This is a genomic window from Paraburkholderia edwinii (assembly GCF_019428685.1).
Lineage (GTDB): Bacteria > Pseudomonadota > Gammaproteobacteria > Burkholderiales > Burkholderiaceae > Paraburkholderia > Paraburkholderia edwinii.
In genome coordinates this window covers 343,508-358,715 of record NZ_CP080095.1, presented here as the reverse complement: position 1 = coordinate 358,715, position 15,208 = coordinate 343,508, and the positions used below count along the sequence as shown (strand labels likewise).

At 61.8% G+C, this 15,208-nt stretch carries 15 protein-coding genes; 5 read left to right on the top strand and 10 right to left on the bottom strand.

The window, feature by feature from the left end; translation table 11 throughout:
• Positions 1-211: 211 nt before the first annotated feature.
• The 7 genes from KZJ38_RS01530 to KZJ38_RS01500 all read right to left on the bottom strand — a co-directional run bounded on the left by KZJ38_RS01530 (position 212) and on the right by KZJ38_RS01500 (position 8,676).
• Complete coding sequence (locus tag KZJ38_RS01530; protein ID WP_219798478.1) at positions 212-1,183, bottom strand: branched-chain amino acid ABC transporter permease; 972 nt, start codon at positions 1,181-1,183, stop codon at positions 212-214.
• Positions 1,183-2,067, bottom strand: a complete 885-nt coding sequence (locus KZJ38_RS01525) for a branched-chain amino acid ABC transporter permease (RefSeq protein WP_219798477.1) — start codon at positions 2,065-2,067, stop codon at positions 1,183-1,185. The genes KZJ38_RS01530 and KZJ38_RS01525 overlap by 1 nt, the downstream gene beginning before the upstream one ends.
• A 138-nt stretch (positions 2,068-2,205) precedes the next feature.
• Positions 2,206-3,420, bottom strand: coding sequence for an ABC transporter substrate-binding protein (locus KZJ38_RS01520; protein ID WP_219798476.1), 1,215 nt, complete (start codon positions 3,418-3,420; stop codon positions 2,206-2,208).
• A 98-nt stretch (positions 3,421-3,518) separates the two neighbouring features.
• Positions 3,519-4,277, bottom strand: a complete 759-nt coding sequence (locus KZJ38_RS01515; protein ID WP_219798475.1) for an ABC transporter ATP-binding protein — start codon at positions 4,275-4,277, stop codon at positions 3,519-3,521.
• Positions 4,274-5,053, bottom strand: coding sequence for an ABC transporter ATP-binding protein (locus tag KZJ38_RS01510; RefSeq protein ID WP_219798474.1), 780 nt, complete (start codon positions 5,051-5,053; stop codon positions 4,274-4,276). Before KZJ38_RS01510 ends, KZJ38_RS01515 begins: the two co-directional genes overlap by 4 nt.
• Positions 5,054-5,333: 280 nt before the next feature.
• Entirely contained in the window at positions 5,334-7,064 is a 1,731-nt protein-coding gene (locus KZJ38_RS01505) for a GMC family oxidoreductase (protein ID WP_219798473.1), read from the bottom strand.
• A gap of 88 nt (positions 7,065-7,152) precedes the next feature.
• On the bottom strand, positions 7,153-8,676 hold the full coding sequence (locus KZJ38_RS01500; protein WP_246641602.1) for a CoA-acylating methylmalonate-semialdehyde dehydrogenase: 1,524 nt from the start codon (positions 8,674-8,676) through the stop codon (positions 7,153-7,155).
• 184 nt (positions 8,677-8,860) lie between these two features.
• Here KZJ38_RS01500 and KZJ38_RS01495 point away from each other — a divergent pair, with 184 nt between their 5' ends.
• Together KZJ38_RS01495 and KZJ38_RS01490 are read left to right on the top strand one after the other, a co-directional pair.
• Positions 8,861-9,760: a LysR family transcriptional regulator gene (locus KZJ38_RS01495; protein WP_219798471.1), complete on the top strand. Its 900-nt coding sequence runs from the start codon at positions 8,861-8,863 to the stop codon at positions 9,758-9,760.
• A gap of 329 nt (positions 9,761-10,089) precedes the next feature.
• Positions 10,090-10,626, top strand: a complete 537-nt coding sequence (locus KZJ38_RS01490) for a class IV adenylate cyclase (protein ID WP_219798470.1) — start codon at positions 10,090-10,092, stop codon at positions 10,624-10,626.
• Positions 10,627-10,662: 36 nt separating this feature from the next.
• On the opposite strand, the gene KZJ38_RS01485 is transcribed toward KZJ38_RS01490, so the two are convergent.
• Positions 10,663-11,160: an Lrp/AsnC family transcriptional regulator gene (locus KZJ38_RS01485; protein WP_219798469.1), complete on the bottom strand. Its 498-nt coding sequence runs from the start codon at positions 11,158-11,160 to the stop codon at positions 10,663-10,665.
• 187 nt (positions 11,161-11,347) lie between these two features.
• Here KZJ38_RS01485 and KZJ38_RS01480 point away from each other — a divergent pair, with 187 nt between their 5' ends.
• On the top strand, positions 11,348-11,668 hold the full coding sequence (locus KZJ38_RS01480) for a 4a-hydroxytetrahydrobiopterin dehydratase (protein WP_425518293.1): 321 nt from the start codon (positions 11,348-11,350) through the stop codon (positions 11,666-11,668).
• Between the two features lie 98 nt (positions 11,669-11,766).
• Here the strand turns inward: KZJ38_RS01480 and KZJ38_RS01475 are convergent, their stop codons facing one another.
• Entirely contained in the window at positions 11,767-11,991 is a 225-nt protein-coding gene (locus KZJ38_RS01475) for a DUF3717 domain-containing protein (RefSeq protein ID WP_219800060.1), read from the bottom strand.
• A gap of 108 nt (positions 11,992-12,099) precedes the next feature.
• Here KZJ38_RS01475 and KZJ38_RS01470 point away from each other — a divergent pair, with 108 nt between their 5' ends.
• Both KZJ38_RS01470 and KZJ38_RS01465 read left to right on the top strand, forming a co-directional pair.
• Positions 12,100-12,786, top strand: coding sequence for a response regulator transcription factor (locus KZJ38_RS01470; protein WP_074262960.1), 687 nt, complete (start codon positions 12,100-12,102; stop codon positions 12,784-12,786).
• A gap of 252 nt (positions 12,787-13,038) precedes the next feature.
• Positions 13,039-14,625 (top strand): sensor histidine kinase, encoded by a 1,587-nt coding sequence (locus KZJ38_RS01465; protein ID WP_219798468.1) that lies wholly within the window; start codon positions 13,039-13,041, stop codon positions 14,623-14,625.
• Positions 14,626-14,666: 41 nt separating this feature from the next.
• Here KZJ38_RS01465 and KZJ38_RS01460 read toward each other — a convergent pair whose 3' ends face one another.
• A complete protein-coding gene (locus tag KZJ38_RS01460) occupies positions 14,667-15,155 on the bottom strand; it encodes an SET domain-containing protein (protein WP_219798467.1) in 489 nt (162 codons plus the stop codon).
• Between the last annotated feature and the right edge of the window lie 53 nt (positions 15,156-15,208).

Sequence of the window (15,208 nt, the reverse complement as noted above, 5' to 3'; positions counted from 1 at the left end):
AAGCGGGCTTTCTCGAACAACTAGCATTTACCCTAGTGGTGCAGGTGCGCACCGTATCGGGGCGCGCAGTGTCGACACTTTGACATGCTTGTCGAGCTCGCCTTAGGCTTGTTTAGCAACGGCATTTTTAGATCGGATACCGAATCAACCACGTATGAACGGAAGCGTTTCCATCCGCTTCCATCCGCGATTCGATCCGCGCTCCATCCACTCAGGCACGCAGCGGTTTCACCCGTGCGACGATTTCCCCGACAATGCCGCGCCTGAATGCAAGCACGCACGCGATAAAGATCAGACCTGTCACGATCGTCACCGATTCGCCGAGCGAACGGAACCAGTCGATACCGGTTGCCGACGCGATCACGTTGCCGATATCGCCAAGCCGGTCTTCGAGCGACACGATCAGGGCAGCGCCGAGCAGCGGACCGAACAACGTGCCCATGCCGCCGACCAGCGTCATCAACACGACGAGGCCCGACATCGTCCAGTACGCATCGCTCAGTGTCTCGAACCCGAGCACAAGCACTTTCATCGAACCCGCGAGGCCCGCCAGGCCCGCGGATAGCACGAACGCGAGCAGCTTGAAGCGGTTCGTATCGTAGCCGAGCGAAATGGCGCGCGGCTCGTTTTCCTTGATCGCGACCAGCACCTGTCCGAACGGCGAGTGCACGATGCGCACGATCAGCATGAAGGCGAGCACCATCACCAGCAGTACGACGAAATACAGCGTGAGATCCGACGACAGATCAAGCAGGCCGAACAGCTTGCCGCGTGGCACGCCTTGCAGCCCATCCTCGCCATGCGTGAACGGCGCCTGCAAAAACACGAAGTAGACCATCTGCGCGAGCGCGAGTGTGATCATCGCGAAGTAGATGCCCTGGCGGCGGATCGCAAACAGCCCGACGATCAGTCCGAGCAGCGTCGCCGCCGCAGTGCCGGCCAGCACGCCGATTTCCGGCGACGTGCCGAGCGACTGGATCACATAGCCGGTGATATAGCCGGCCGTGGAAAGAAACATTGCATGCCCGAACGACAGCAGCCCCGTATAACCGATCAGAAGATTGAACGCCGCCGCAAACAGCGCAAAGCACAGCACCTTCATCACGAACACCGGATACGCGCCCGCGAACGGCGCGACGATGAGGCCGAGCAGCAGCAGCACGTAAAGCGCTTTTCTCTGCATTATTTTTCCTTGCCGAAGAGACCGGACGGCCGCACGAGCAGCACGAGCGCCATGATCACGAATACGACGGTGGCCGACGCCTCCGGATAGAACACGCGCGTGAAGCCTTCGATTATGCCGAGCACGAGGCCGGTCAGAATCGAGCCCATGATCGAACCCATGCCGCCGATCACGACCACCGCGAACACCGTGACGATCAGCGGTTGCCCCATCAGCGGCGAGACCTGAATAACGGGTGCAGCCAGCACGCCGGCGAAGGCCGCGAGCGCGACGCCGAAACCGTAGGTAAGCGTGACCATCAGCGGCACATTGACGCCGAATGCTTCGACCAGCTTCGGGTTTTCGGTACCCGCGCGAAGATACGCGCCAAGACGCGTCTTCTCGATCACGAACCATGTCGCAAAGCAGACGATCAGCGACGCGACGACCACCCACGCGCGATAGTTCGGCAGGAACATAAAGCCGAGATTGGTCGCGCCGGAAAGCAGATTGGGCACGTCGTACGGTTGACCGGACGCGCCGTAGATCGAGCGGAATACGCCTTCCACCACGAGCGTGAGCCCAAACGTGAGCAACAGCCCATACAGGTGATCGAGCTTGTAGAGCCAGCGCAGCATCGAACGCTCGATCAGCATACCGAACAATCCGACGAGGATCGGCGCGAGCACGAGCATCACCCAGTACGGCAGGCCGAAATAGGCGAAGCCCATCCAGGTGAGCATGGCGCCGAGCATAAACAACGCGCCGTGCGCGAAGTTGATCACGTTGAGCAGGCCGAAAATCACCGCCAGCCCAAGGCTCAGGATCGCGTAAAACGAGCCGTTCACGAGACCCAGCAGCAACTGGCTCAACATGGCAGGCAGCGGGATGCCAAAGATATCCATTGGACGCGTCGTCAAAATGAAAGCGAAAGCGCGCTGGGCGCATCAGGCCAACTGCAAACCAAGGTAGCCCAATGCGCCCAGCACGCGGAACGTGCGCGCCTGCCGCTCATACACGCGCGGCAGGTTATCCGCCGGCGCTTATTTCCACAACGCGCAGCGCGTTTCCTGCTTGGTCGTAAATGCCTGTTCGCCCGGAATCGTCGCCGTGATCTTGTAGTAGTCCCACGGTTCTTTCGACTCGGCCGGCGTCTTCACCTGCATCAGATACATGTCGTGAATAAAGCTGCCGTCCTGACGGATGTAGCCCTTGCCGTAGAAGTCGTCGATCTTCGTCTTCTTGAGCTGCGCCATCACCTTGTCCGGATCGGTCGAGCCGACCGCCTTCACGGCGTTCAGGTAGGTCATGGTTGCCGAGTAGTCGGCCGCCTGCAGGCTCGACGGCATCTTCTTCATCTTGTCGAAATAGCGCTGCGCCCACTTGCGCGTGTTCGCGTCCTTGTTCCAGTACCAGCTGTCGGTCAGGATCAGCCCTTGCGTCGTTTCGAGCCCGAGGCTGTGAATATCGTCGATGAAGATCAGCAGCGCGGCGAGCTTCATGCTCTTCGTAATGCCAAACTCTTTGGCGGCCTTGATCGAGTTGATCGTGTCGCCGCCCGCATTCGCAAGGCCGAGAATCTGCGCCTTCGACGATTGCGCCTGCAGCAGGAACGACGAAAAGTCCGATGCCGACAACGGATGCCGCACCTGGCCGAGCACCTGGCCGCCGTTCGCCTTCACCACGTCCGCCGTCGCCTTTTCGAGTGCCTTGCCGAACGCGTAATCGGCGGTCAGGAAGTACCACGTCTTGCCGCCCTGCTTCGTGATCGCCGAGCCCGTGCCTTTCGCCTGTGCCGTCGTGTCGTACGCATAGTGGACCGTGTACGGCGTGCACTGCTCGTTGGTCAGCGTGTCGGCGCCCGCGCCGATGTTGATGTACACCTTGTGCTTCTCGCCCGCGACCTGGTTCGTCGACAGCGCGGTCGCCGAGTTGGTGCCGCCGATCACGGCTTCAACGCCTTCGCGATCGAACCACTCGCGTGCGCGCGAGGCAGCGATATCGGCCTTGTTCTGATGGTCCGCGTAAAGAATCTGGATCGGCTTGCCATTCACCTTGCCGCCGAAATCCGCAACGGCCATGCGGATCGCTTCGAGGCCGCCCTGGCCGTCGATGTCCGCATAGAGCCCCGACATGTCCGTGATAAAGCCGATCTTCACTACGTCGTCGGCTGCCCGCGCGCTGCCCGCGGTCAGCGCGATACCGGCCGCCGCCGCGAAACAGAGTGAGGTAAGGCGCGCGAGAGTTTTCCTTTTCATCTGTGTGTCTCCTTCGTTCTGCGTTGTGTTTATCAGAGGCAATGTGCGTTGCGAGAGCGGCTGGCGCCGTACTGCGACATCGAAAGCGCCGGCGCCGCTCACACCCCGAGCAGGTCATGCAGGACCGGCATTTTGCTTTCGAGCTCCTGTGAGCCGAAATGTTCGACGATGCGGCCGTGCTCCATCACATAGAAGCGGTCCGCGAGCGGCGCGGCGAAGCGGAAATTCTGCTCAACCATCACGATCGTGTAGCCGCGCGATTTCAACGTGACGATCATGCGCGCAAGCGCCTGCACGATCACTGGCGCGAGCCCTTCCGAAATCTCGTCGAGCAGCAGCAGGCTCGCGCCGGTGCGCAGAATGCGCGCAACCGCGAGCATCTGCTGCTCGCCGCCCGACAGGCGCGTGCCCTGGCTCATGCGGCGTTCCTGCAGATTCGGGAACATCTCGTAGATTTCGGAGAGCGACATCATGTGCGCCGCATCGCCGACCGGCGGCGGAAGCAGCAGGTTTTCCTCGCACGAGAGGCTCGAGAAGATGCCGCGCTCTTCGGGGCAATAGCCGATGCCGCAATGCGCGACGCGATGCGTGGGCAGATCGATCGTTTCGCGGCCGCTGACGCGTATCGAACCCGTGCGGCGGCCCGTGAGCCCCATGATCGCGCGCAAGGTGGTCGTGCGACCGGCGCCGTTGCGGCCAAGCAGCGTGACGACTTCGCCGCGCGCCACGGTCAGATCGACGCCGTGCAGGATATGCGACTCGCCATACCACGCCTGCAGCCCCGCGATTTCGAGCGCGGGCTCCGCGTTCAACGCCCCGTTCGTTTCGACGTTCTCGTTCTCGGTCACCGTGCTCATGCATGAGCTCCGGCCAGCGCGGCATCGGCGCTGCCCATATAGGCCTGCGTCACGAGCGGATTCTTCGATACGTCCGCATAAGTGCCTTCTGCAAGCACTTCACCGCGCTGCAGTACCGTGATCGTGTCCGAGATGCCGGCAATCACATTCATGTTGTGTTCGACCATCAGGATCGTGCGGCCCGCCGATACTTTTTTGATCAGTGCCGTGACGCGGTCCACATCTTCGTGGCCCATGCCTTGCGTCGGTTCGTCGAGCAGCATCAGTTCGGGCTCCATCGCAAGCGTGGTGGCGATTTCGAGCGCGCGCTTGCGGCCATACGACAGTTCGACCGTCGGCACGTCGGCGAAATCGGCAAGACCGACTTGCGTCAGCAGATCGAGCGCGTGGTCGTCGAGCTGATGCAGCGTGCGCTCGCTCTTCCAGAAATAGAATGCGGTGCCCAAGGCGCGCTGCAAGCCGATGCGCACGTTTTGCAACGCGGTCAAATGCGGAAAAACTGCGGAAATCTGAAACGAGCGGATGATGCCGCGCCGCGCGATCTGCGCCGGCCGCTCGCGCGTGATGTCGACGCCGTTAAACACAATCTGCCCGGCTGTCGGTTCGAGAAACTTCGTAAGCAGATTGAAGCAAGTGGTCTTGCCCGCGCCGTTCGGGCCGATCAGCGCATGAATCGAGCCGCGCCGAACCCGCAGGTTGACGCCGTTGACCGCCGTGAATCCTTTGAACTCCCTCGTCAGCCCGCGCGTCTCGAGTATCGTATCGCCGAGAATCATGTTCCCTTCCATGCGAAGTAGGGCGAAGCACTACGGTAATCCGCGCAGAGTTGCGCAAGGTCGGATGGCGTTGAAACCCCCGTTGCCGGTCGTGGCGTGATGCACCAATACAGACGGCAAGCCATGCCGCGCTACGCAGCATGGCTGTCATTGTCGCGCCATTGATGCAGCGCATTCATTGGGATTTGCACTAACTGATGCGGCAGGCATCCGGGGCGCGGGCACCCCGACGCCGGCGGCGGGCTTTTATGGAAGGGCCTCCGCCGCCCATCCGACACTGTCACGCCACCGACACAGGCGCCGCGGCCGGCGTCGCTTCGTTTTGCATCGTGCTGCGTTGCGCGCGGCGATCGGCGCGAATCATCTCGCTTGCCCGCTCGGCGATCATTAACGTCGGCGAGTTCGTATTGCCCGATGTAATGTTGGGCATGACCGATGCGTCAACCACACGTAAGCCTTCGACACCGATCACGCGAAGCCGTGTATCGACAACCGCAGCGGGATCGTCGGTGGTCCCCATGCGGCATGTGCCGACCGGATGGAAGATCGTCGTGCCGACCTCGCCTGCCGCGCGCTGCAATTCCTCCTCGGTCTGGAATTGCACACCGGGCAGAATCTCTTCCGGCGAGTAGCGCGCGAGCGCCGGGGCAGCTGCAATGCGCCGCGTCAGTCGCAGAGCGTTGGCCGCAACGTGCCGGTCGTAATCGGTCGACAGATAGTTCGGCGCGATTAACGGCGCCGCATGCGGGTCAGGCGACCCGATATGAATGCTGCCGCGCGAGGTCGGCCGCAAGTGGCACACCGAAGCCGTGAACGCATTGAAACGATGCAGCGGCTCACCGAACCGATCGAGCGACAGCGGCTGAACGTGATACTGGAGATCGGGGCGCGTAATCGACACATCGCCGTCATCCGACCTCGCGAATGCGCCGAGTTGTGACGGCGCCATCGACATCGGGCCGCTTTGCATCAACAGGTATTCAAGCCCGATCATCAGCTTGCCCCACCAGTGCGCGGACGACGTGTTCAACGTCCGCACGCCGCGCACTTTATAAGCCATCCTCAATTGCAGATGGTCCTGCAGGTTCTCGCCGACGCCGCGCAAATCCTGCACGACATCGATGCCGAGGTTCTGCAGACGCGCGCCATTGCCGATACCGGAGAGTTCGAGCAATTGCGGCGAATTGACGGCGCCGGCGCTGAGGATCACCTCGCCCTTCGCCTTCGCGACGTAGTCGACGTTGTTACCGCGATATTCGACGCCGACGCAGCGTTTGCCTTCGAACACGAGCCGTTGCGTATGCGCGCCCATGATGATCGTCAGATTCGGCCGCCCCAGCGCGGGCCGCAAAAACGCCTTCGATGCATTCCAGCGAATGCCGTGCTTCTGGTTCACTTCGAAGTAACCGACGCCACAGTTGTCGCCACGATTGAAATCTTCGGTGTACGGAATGCCGGCTTCGTGCGCCGCGTGTGCGAACGTTTCGAGAATCTTCCATTTGAGGCGCTGCTTTTCGACGCGCCATTGTCCGCCGGCACCGTGCCATTCATCGCCGCCGCCATGATGGTCTTCGCTGCGTTTGAAGACCGGCAGCACCGCGTCCCAAGCCCATGACGCATCGTTCGTGACGCGCGCCCACTCGTCGTAGTCTTCGCGCTGGCCGCGCATATAGATCATGCCGTTGATCGACGAGCTCCCGCCCAGCACCTTGCCGCGCGGATACGACAGCGAGCGTCCGTTCAAACCGGGCTCCGCCGCCGTCTTGTAGAGCCAGTCGGTGCGCGGATTGCCGATGCAATGCAGATAGCCGACCGGTATATGGATCCAGTGGTAATCGTCCTTGCCGCCCGCTTCGAGCAGCAACACTGACACGTCCCGGTCCTGGCTCAGACGGTTTGCGAGCACGCACCCCGCCGTGCCCGCGCCGATCACGATATAGTCGAATTCGCCTTCGACCGTTCTTTCACCCGCTGTTCCCGTCGCTTGCGACGTTGCATGAGTCGTGCTCACTGCTGGTCTCCTTGCGCGATTCCGCGGCTTGTTCCGCGCGTTCGCCTTGTCACTCTGAAGCCCTATGCTGGCCGGTGCCGATCTTAATTTATTTCGCCACCGGCATTGTGAATTCCGCTCCCTTTGCGATGCTGTCCGGCCAGCGCTGCATGATGCTCTTGTAGCGCGTATAGAACCGCACGCCTTCCTCGCCATACGCGTTGTGATCGCCGAACAATGAGCGCTTCCAGCCGCCGAACGAATGCCATGCCATCGGCACCGGAATCGGCACGTTGATGCCGACCATGCCGATCTGGATCTGCCGCGAGAACGCGCGCGCAATGCCGCCGTCGGACGTAAAGCACGACACGCCGTTCGCATACTCGTTCCGGTTGATCAGTTCGACAGCCGATGCAAAGTCGGGCACACGCACCACGCACAGCACGGGGCCGAAGATTTCGTCGCGATAGATCGACATATCGGTCTTCACGTTATCGAACAGCGTGCCGGCAAGGAAGAAGCCCTTCTCGTGTCCGGCCACTTCGTGATGGCGGCCATCGACGACGAGCGTTGCGCCTTCCTTCACACCGGCATCGACATAGCCCGACACTTTCGTGCGATGCGCGGCCGTGACCAGTGGGCCCATTTCCGCAGTCGGGTCCATGCCATTTGCGATCTTCAGCATCTTCACGCGCGGCGTCAGACGTTCGACGAGTTCATCGGCGATATGCCCAACCGCCACCGCCACGGAAATCGCCATGCAACGTTCGCCGGCCGAACCGTACGCGGCGCCGATCAATGCATCGACGGCCTGATCGAGATCCGCATCGGGCATCACCACTAGATGATTCTTCGCACCGCCAAGCGCCTGCACACGCTTTCCGTGCTTCGTGCCTTCCGCGTGGATATATTCGGCGATCGGTGTCGAGCCAACGAACGATACGGCGCTGATATCCGGATGCGCGAGCAGCGCATCGACCGCAACCTTGTCGCCATGCACGACGTTGAATACGCCATCGGGCAAGCCCGCTTCCTTCATCAATTCGGCAAGCCGGATCGATGCGGACGGGTCGCGCTCCGACGGCTTCAGCACAAACGTATTGCCGCACGCGATCGCCATCGGGAACATCCAGCACGGCACCATCATCGGGAAGTTGAACGGCGTAATGCCGGCGACTACACCGAGCGGCTGCCGCAGGTTCCAGTTGTCGATGCCGCCGCCGATCTGATCGGTGAAATCAGTCTTCAGCAGGTTCGGAATGCCGCACGCGAATTCGACGACTTCCATGCCGCGCGTCACTTCGCCTTTCGCGTCGGAAAACACTTTGCCGTGTTCGCGCGTAATCAGTTCGGCAAGCTCGTCGTGATGCCGGTCAAGCAGTTCCTTGAACTTGAACATCACGCGTGCGCGCTTGAGCGGCGCGGTCTCGCTCCATGCGGGAAACGCAGCCTTTGCCGCAGCGACCGCGGCATCGACTTCGGCGGCGCTTGCGAGCGGCACGCGCGCCGCGACACTGCCCAGCGCGGGGTTGAACACGTCGCCGAAGCGCTCGCTTGTGCCCTTGACCAAACGTCCGTTGATCGCATGCGTCAGCTCCCGCACGCGCGAAGGGTTCTGATCAGTCTCGCTCATGTTTTCCTCGTCGAAAGAGTCGATGGATGTCGCGCCTTGATGTCGCCTCGCGGCGTACTCACGCTTTGAATCGCTTTGCATCACCCGCTTATGACCTTCGATGAACCGAAGCGTAATCGCGTTCAACCCGCGAAATCCAATGAGTTATGCTCAACTGCGATATAAGACGCGCTAATATCAGCCGATGGACCTGACACTGCTTCGGGCATTCGCGACCGTCGCGCGCGAAGGCAATTTGACGCGCGCCGCCGCCCAATTGCACCTGACCCAGCCCGCCGTCAGCCTGCAGATCAAACATCTGCAGGAAGCCCTCGGCGTGACGTTGTTCACGCGCTCGTCGCACGGGCTCACGCTGACGCGCGACGGTCAGGCGCTGCTGCCGCACGCGCAACGCGCGCTAGCGGCGGCCGGCGACGTCGAGCGTGCCGCTGCGACGCTCCGTCAGGAAGTACGTGGGCGCCTGCGCATCGGCACGATCCTCGATCCTGAATTTCTACGCCTCGGCGGCTTTTTGCGCCAGTTGGTGGAAACCTGGCCGCACATCGAAACCGCGCTGCGGCACGGCATGTCGGGCTGGGTGCTCGAACAGATCCGCGCGGGCGAGCTCGATGTCGGCTTTTATATCGGCCAGCCCGCCGAAGACGATCCGCGCGACGCCGAACTTTTCCACGCGGTCACGCTGACGCGCTTCCAGTACCGCGTACTTGCGCCGGCCGGCTGGAAAGACCGCGTCAAAAGCGCGCATGACTGGCGCGCGCTTGCGGCTTTGCCGTGGATCTGGACGCCGCCCGCATCCGCGCACAATCGCCTGCTGTCGCGGCGCTTTGCCGAAGCGGGCGTCAAGCCGGTGAAAGTGGCCGAAGTGGACCAGGAGCCGTCGATGCTCGATCTCGTCAAATCCGGCGTCGGGCTCTCGCTTGCGCGCGATGCAACCGCGATTGCAGAAGCGCATGCGCATGCGTTGACGATCGTCGAGGACGTGACCGTGCCGACCGAACTGAGCTTCATCACGCTTGCTGCGCACAAGGACGAGCCCGCGATCGCCGCGGCGCTCAAGCTGATCGATATGCAGTGGGCGATATGAGCGGCGCTCATGTCAGACAAAGGAGTACGCTACGTCAACACGCCGTCACGCGCTTTTTGCTAGATTGACGGTTCCCCTGTCTCACCTGTCTCATCTGTCGAAAGGCTCTCCCGGTTTCTCCCGTCCGGTATCGCGTCCGGGTTTGTATCCGGGTTACGTTTTCTCGTACGGCAAGCGTCATGCATCGATTCCGATGCGTATGCCGCTTTCACATGCCGCCGCGTTGACGTTGCATTGACGTGGCGTCGACCGCCGCCGGGAGCCTGCCTCTTTGCTCGTATCTTTTTGGTGCGTTTTTCGCCGACTCTATCTCTCAACAGGAGCTTTACATGGCCCGCAACATCGAAATCAAAGCCCGCGCCCACCAGTTCGATCAGCTTCGCGAGCGCGCCGCCGCCCTTTCGCCTGATGCTCCGTTGATCTTTCGCCAGCTGGACAGCTTCTACGATGTGCCGCGCGGCCGCCTGAAGCTGCGCCAGTTCGACGACGGCACGCCCGCCGAGCTGATCTTCTATCAACGCGACGATCGCGATGGTCCGAAGGTGTCGTATTACACGAGAAGCCCGGTAACCAATCCCGAGGCGATGCACTCGCTGCTCGCAACGGCGTTGACTACACGTTGCGTTGTTTCGAAGGAGCGGCATGTCTATCTCGTCGGGCGCACGCGGATTCATCTGGATCGCGTCGACGGGCTCGGCGATTTCATCGAACTCGAAGTGGTGCTCGCGCAGGATGACGACGAGGAAGGCGGCGAGGCCGAAGCTCACGAGATGTTCAGGAAGCTTGGCGTGCCGGAGTCGGATCTCGTTGCAGTAGCGTATGCGGATCTGCTCGATGCGACGCAGGAGCCGTTGAAGGTCGCTTGAGATTGGGCTGAAGACGCCCTTTGGAGCGCTTTGCGCTTATCCCGCGTCAGTCGCGCTGCCCGGCGACAGATGCCCGAGCGGCAACGGCCCATTGCGCTTGAACGTCGTGAGCACGATGTTCGAGCGCACGCTATCGACGCCCGGCACGCGCATCAGTTTCTTCATGACGAATGACGACAGCGCGGTCAGATCCGGCGCAACGATGCGCAGCAAATAGTCGGCGTCGCCAACCACCGCGTGACATTCGAGCACCTCGGGCAGCGTGTCGATCTGCTGCTGGAACTGCTCGATGATCGAATCGCCGTGATGCTTCAGCTTCAGGCTTGTGAACGCCGTCACGCCCAGGCCGAGCTTTTCGGGCCTTAGCACGACGCGATAGCCGTCGACCACACCGATCGCTTCGAGCCGCTGCAAGCGCCTGCCGATCTGCGACGGCGAAAGCGGCACCTCCTCGCCCAGTTGCTGATGCGTTGCTCGACCAAAGCGCTGCAACACATCGAGAAGCGCCAGATCGAAATGATCGAGCTCCACCATAGCTTTTCCTCGCCTATTCCGGCAAATCGACGCGCAATTATCGCACGCGGTGCAGCCCCAAAAACGCTGTCTGCCACGCCACGCGGGCGTTCTGCCAAACTCGCTGCAGCGTCTTTTCTTCCGTGGAAAAATGGCGCGGCCTGTGATGTGACGGGCCATGACGGGTTCACGCCCAGGATATCTTCCGATGAGCGAAAAACGGAGCGGCAAACTGGGCGGAAAACTGAGCGCCGACGAACGTGCAGCACGATTGAGCGAGTTAAACGGCTGGCAAAGCGTCGCCGGACGCGACGCGATCGAGCGCAGCCTCGAATTCGCCGACTTCAACGAAGCATTTGGCTTCATGACGCGCGTGGCGATCAAGGCTCAGGAAATGGATCACCATCCCGAGTGGTTTAACGTCTATAACGTCGTGAGAATCACGCTGTCGTCGCACGATGTGAACGGAGTGACGCAACGCGATGTCGAACTTGCGCGCTTCATCGATAGCATCGCGAATCGCGCATGAACCGAATCGGTCGAACTATTTAGCGTAACGAGCAAATAACCCGCGGGCCCATGAAATGAAAGGCTTTTGGAGGTATTCAGGCCACCAAACCTTCACTTCTACAGGCCATCCTTAAGGCGAACGTAAGAATTCCACGCATTACGTGCAGACTCATCAAGCGCTTCCTGCGATACCGTGTGGTGTCGCTGTACAATCATCAACGCATACGGCTTGGAGAGCGCGCTTGCCTCCTTGCACAGAACGAGTTCGTCGCCTGCTGAAGGCGAACGGGCACGCCAGAAGTTGATCGCGGCTTCGAGTTCGTTGATCGTGATATCGGACATGACTTTCGTGATCATCCCCGCCGCGGCATGCGGCGGCCTCCTGTGTAGCAGGCGCACCGGCGAACCGCGTGCCTGACATGCCTAACCCATTGTACTTGAGCGAAACCCATGCGACTCCTTCTGATCGAAGATGACCGTCCGATTGCACGCGGCATCCAAAGCAGCCTCGAACAAGCCGGCTTTACGGTCGACATGGTCCACGACGGCATCTTCGCCGAACAGGCTCTCACGCAAAACCGCCACGAACTCGTGATCCTCGATCTGGGCTTGCCCGGCATCGACGGCATGACGTTGCTGTCGCGTTTTCGTCAGAGCAACCGGCATACGCCGGTTATCGTGCTGACCGCCCGCGACGAATTGAACGACCGTGTTCAAGGCCTCAATTCCGGCGCCGACGACTACATGCTGAAGCCGTTCGAACCGGCCGAACTCGAGGCGCGTATCCGCGCCGTGATGCGCCGCAGCGGCCCGCACGGCGATATGCCGCGTCCGGAAGTCTCGCTCGGCGGCGTGCGCCTGTCGGGTGTCGATCGCCGCATCTTCAACGACGACAAGCCGCTCGAACTGTCGCCGCGTGAATTCGCGGTGCTCGAAATGCTGCTGCTGCGTCATGGCCGCGTGGTCAGCAAGGCGCAACTGCAGGATCACCTCACGCACTTCGGCGGCGATCTCGGCGACACCGCGATCGAAGTCTATGTGCACCGTGTCCGCAAAAAGCTCGAGAACTGCCGTGTCGAAATCGTGACGGTGCGCGGTTTCGGTTATTTGCTGCAAGAGATCCGTCAGGCTGCATAATGGTCGTATGACCGCAGTCGGATGACGGTTTGACGGAGCATCGCGCGCGGCGACGGAGAAACCCGTCCCCGCGCGATTGCTTCGAATGCCGGCACGAATGCGCCGCGCCGCTTGGCGTGCGATCGGCCACATCGGCCCGATGTGCAACGTGAAGCCGCTGCGGCGTTCCGGCATCGCGCTTTGCCTGCGGTCGACGTCCGCGGGCGCATGCGTCGCGGTTCTTCGCCGTTTTCCCTTTTCACGGGTTCGAGCATGTCCTATCCGGCCGCGAACAGTCTGCGCCGCTCGCTGCTGCGCCGCCTGGCCGCTCCCTTGTCGCTGCTCGCGCTGATGAGCGGCCTGATCGCGTACTGGCTCGCGTGGCAATACACGCAGCATGTCGTCGACCGGTCGCTGGCCGATCTCGCCACCGCGATCTCGAAGCAGATCCAGATCGCCGGGCCGAATGCGCGCATCGCGGTGCCGCCGCTTGCCCAGGCGATGTTCTCGGACCCCGTCGAACATCTCGTCTACCGCATCAGCACCGGTGAAACGGAAATTGCCGGCGATCCGAACCTGCCGCTGCAAGGCACGAGCGTGCGGCGGATGCACTATGCATACGTATTCGAAACCAAGCACGAGGGCGTGACGGTACGCGTCGCGCAGGTGCGCGTCGATCAGCCGGTCGGCAATCCGATCGTCATTGAAGTCGGGCAGCCCGTGCGTCATCGCTTCCGGATCGCGGCCGAGTTTCTGATCGCGATCATGATGCCGTTGCTACTGTTGCTGCTCGCCGGCTGGGTGATCGTCTGGCGCGTCGTGAACCAGCAGCTGAATCCGCTCACCGATCTCGCCGACTCGCTGAACCGGCAGACCCACACGTCGCTCGAGCCCGTTGACGAAACCTATGTGCCTGTCGAGATCCGGCCGCTGACCGGCGCGTTGAACGGTCTGCTCGACCGCCTGAAAACCGCGCTCGATTCGCAGCGCAAGTTCATCGCCGATGCGGCGCATCAGTTGCGCACGCCGCTGACCGCCGTGAAGCTGCACGCCGAACAGGCTGCGGTCGCGCGCGATCCGCAACAAACGCTAGCGGCGGTTCGCGAACTGCGCGCCGCCGCCGATCGCGCGGTGCGGCTCTCGAACCAGCTGCTCTCGCTGGCGCGCGCGGAGCCGGGCGAACAGGCTGCGCGTTTCGTCAATATTGACATGGCGGCGCTCGCCTTCGACACCGGCGCCGAATGGGTGCCGCGTGCGCTCGCGGTGCACGTCGACCTCGGCTTCCAGCGCCTCGACGATCCGTCGAACGACCGCCCATTGATTGCGCGCGGCAACCCCGTGCTGCTGCGCGAAGTGATCGCGAACCTGCTCGACAATGCGCTCAAGTATGTGCCGCTCGCGCGCCTGCACGGCGGCCGCATCACGATGACGGTCGAGGAAACGACGATCGACGGTGTCGGCATGGCCGAGCTCACCGTCGAAGACAACGGGCCCGGCGTACCGGGTACGCAGCAACCCGACCTCTTCAAGCGCTTCTTTCGCGGCGACCGGCATCGTGAATCCTTAACCGGTGTCGACGGCGGCGCCGGGCTCGGGCTCGCGATCGTCCACGACATCATGGTGCTGCATCACGGCAGCGTGCATTACGAAGATGCACCCGAAGGCGGCGCGCGCTTCATTGTGCGCATTCCGGTCGTGATCGGCGCGACACGGCGCGCAGACGACAAAACGCTCGGCAACGAGCGCGATAGCGGGAAAGGCAGCGAGAAAGACAGCGAACGCACAGAGCGCGGCGAGCATGAAGCGACGCCGCCGCAAGACGCAAAAAAATCGGCGCATAACGCGCCGATCGATCTGTGAATGGATGACTGACGCGGCAGCCTGAACACGGCTGCCGCCGCTCATTTCTTTTTCTTTTTGCTCTTCTTTTCCTTCTCTTCTTTTTCGGGCGGCGCGAGCATCGTGCCGCGGCACTTGCGCGCGCCGCAGCGGCATTCGTATTCGCGCTTGAGCTTCTTCGTCTGGCGCGCGTCGATCACCAAGCCGTAATCGTAGAACAGCTCTTCGCCGGCCGCGATATCGCGAAGCGCGTCGACAAACACGTGCCCGTCGATCTCTTCGGCTTCGCAATTCGGCGCGCACGAATGGTTGATCCAGCGCGCGCTATTGCCCTTCACCTTGCCGTCGATCACGCCGCCGTTATCGAGCGCGAAATAAAAGGTGTGATTCGGTTCGTCCGGATTATGCGGATGGCGCCGCAAAGCCTCTTTCCACGAGATCCGCTCCCCCTTGTATTCGATCAGGCGTTCGCCCGCTGCGATCGGTTCGAGCGCAAACACGCCTTTGCCATGGACGCCCGATTGGCGCACGGCGATCCTGCGTGAACTCATTGAATGAATCCTTGTGAAAAACTAAGGTGGACTTTCCGTCCGCTTTCCGACTG

Coding starts and splice junctions, on each gene's coding strand:
- KZJ38_RS01480 (WP_425518293.1), top strand. CDS start 11,348: ATGAGCGAAAAACGGAGCGGCAAACTGGGCGGAAAACTGAGCGCCGAC.
- KZJ38_RS01500 (WP_246641602.1), bottom strand. CDS start 8,676: ATGAGCGAGACTGATCAGAACCCTTCGCGCGTGCGGGAGCTGACGCAT.
- KZJ38_RS01525 (WP_219798477.1), bottom strand. CDS start 2,067: ATGGATATCTTTGGCATCCCGCTGCCTGCCATGTTGAGCCAGTTGCTG.
- KZJ38_RS01530 (WP_219798478.1), bottom strand. CDS start 1,183: ATGCAGAGAAAAGCGCTTTACGTGCTGCTGCTGCTCGGCCTCATCGTC.
- KZJ38_RS01490 (WP_219798470.1), top strand. CDS start 10,090: ATGGCCCGCAACATCGAAATCAAAGCCCGCGCCCACCAGTTCGATCAG.
- KZJ38_RS01460 (WP_219798467.1), bottom strand. CDS start 15,155: ATGAGTTCACGCAGGATCGCCGTGCGCCAATCGGGCGTCCATGGCAAA.
- KZJ38_RS01510 (WP_219798474.1), bottom strand. CDS start 5,053: ATGATTCTCGGCGATACGATACTCGAGACGCGCGGGCTGACGAGGGAG.
- KZJ38_RS01485 (WP_219798469.1), bottom strand. CDS start 11,160: ATGGTGGAGCTCGATCATTTCGATCTGGCGCTTCTCGATGTGTTGCAG.
- KZJ38_RS01465 (WP_219798468.1), top strand. CDS start 13,039: ATGTCCTATCCGGCCGCGAACAGTCTGCGCCGCTCGCTGCTGCGCCGC.
- KZJ38_RS01520 (WP_219798476.1), bottom strand. CDS start 3,420: ATGAAAAGGAAAACTCTCGCGCGCCTTACCTCACTCTGTTTCGCGGCG.
- KZJ38_RS01515 (WP_219798475.1), bottom strand. CDS start 4,277: ATGAGCACGGTGACCGAGAACGAGAACGTCGAAACGAACGGGGCGTTG.
- KZJ38_RS01475 (WP_219800060.1), bottom strand. CDS start 11,991: ATGTCCGATATCACGATCAACGAACTCGAAGCCGCGATCAACTTCTGG.
- KZJ38_RS01470 (WP_074262960.1), top strand. CDS start 12,100: ATGCGACTCCTTCTGATCGAAGATGACCGTCCGATTGCACGCGGCATC.
- KZJ38_RS01495 (WP_219798471.1), top strand. CDS start 8,861: ATGGACCTGACACTGCTTCGGGCATTCGCGACCGTCGCGCGCGAAGGC.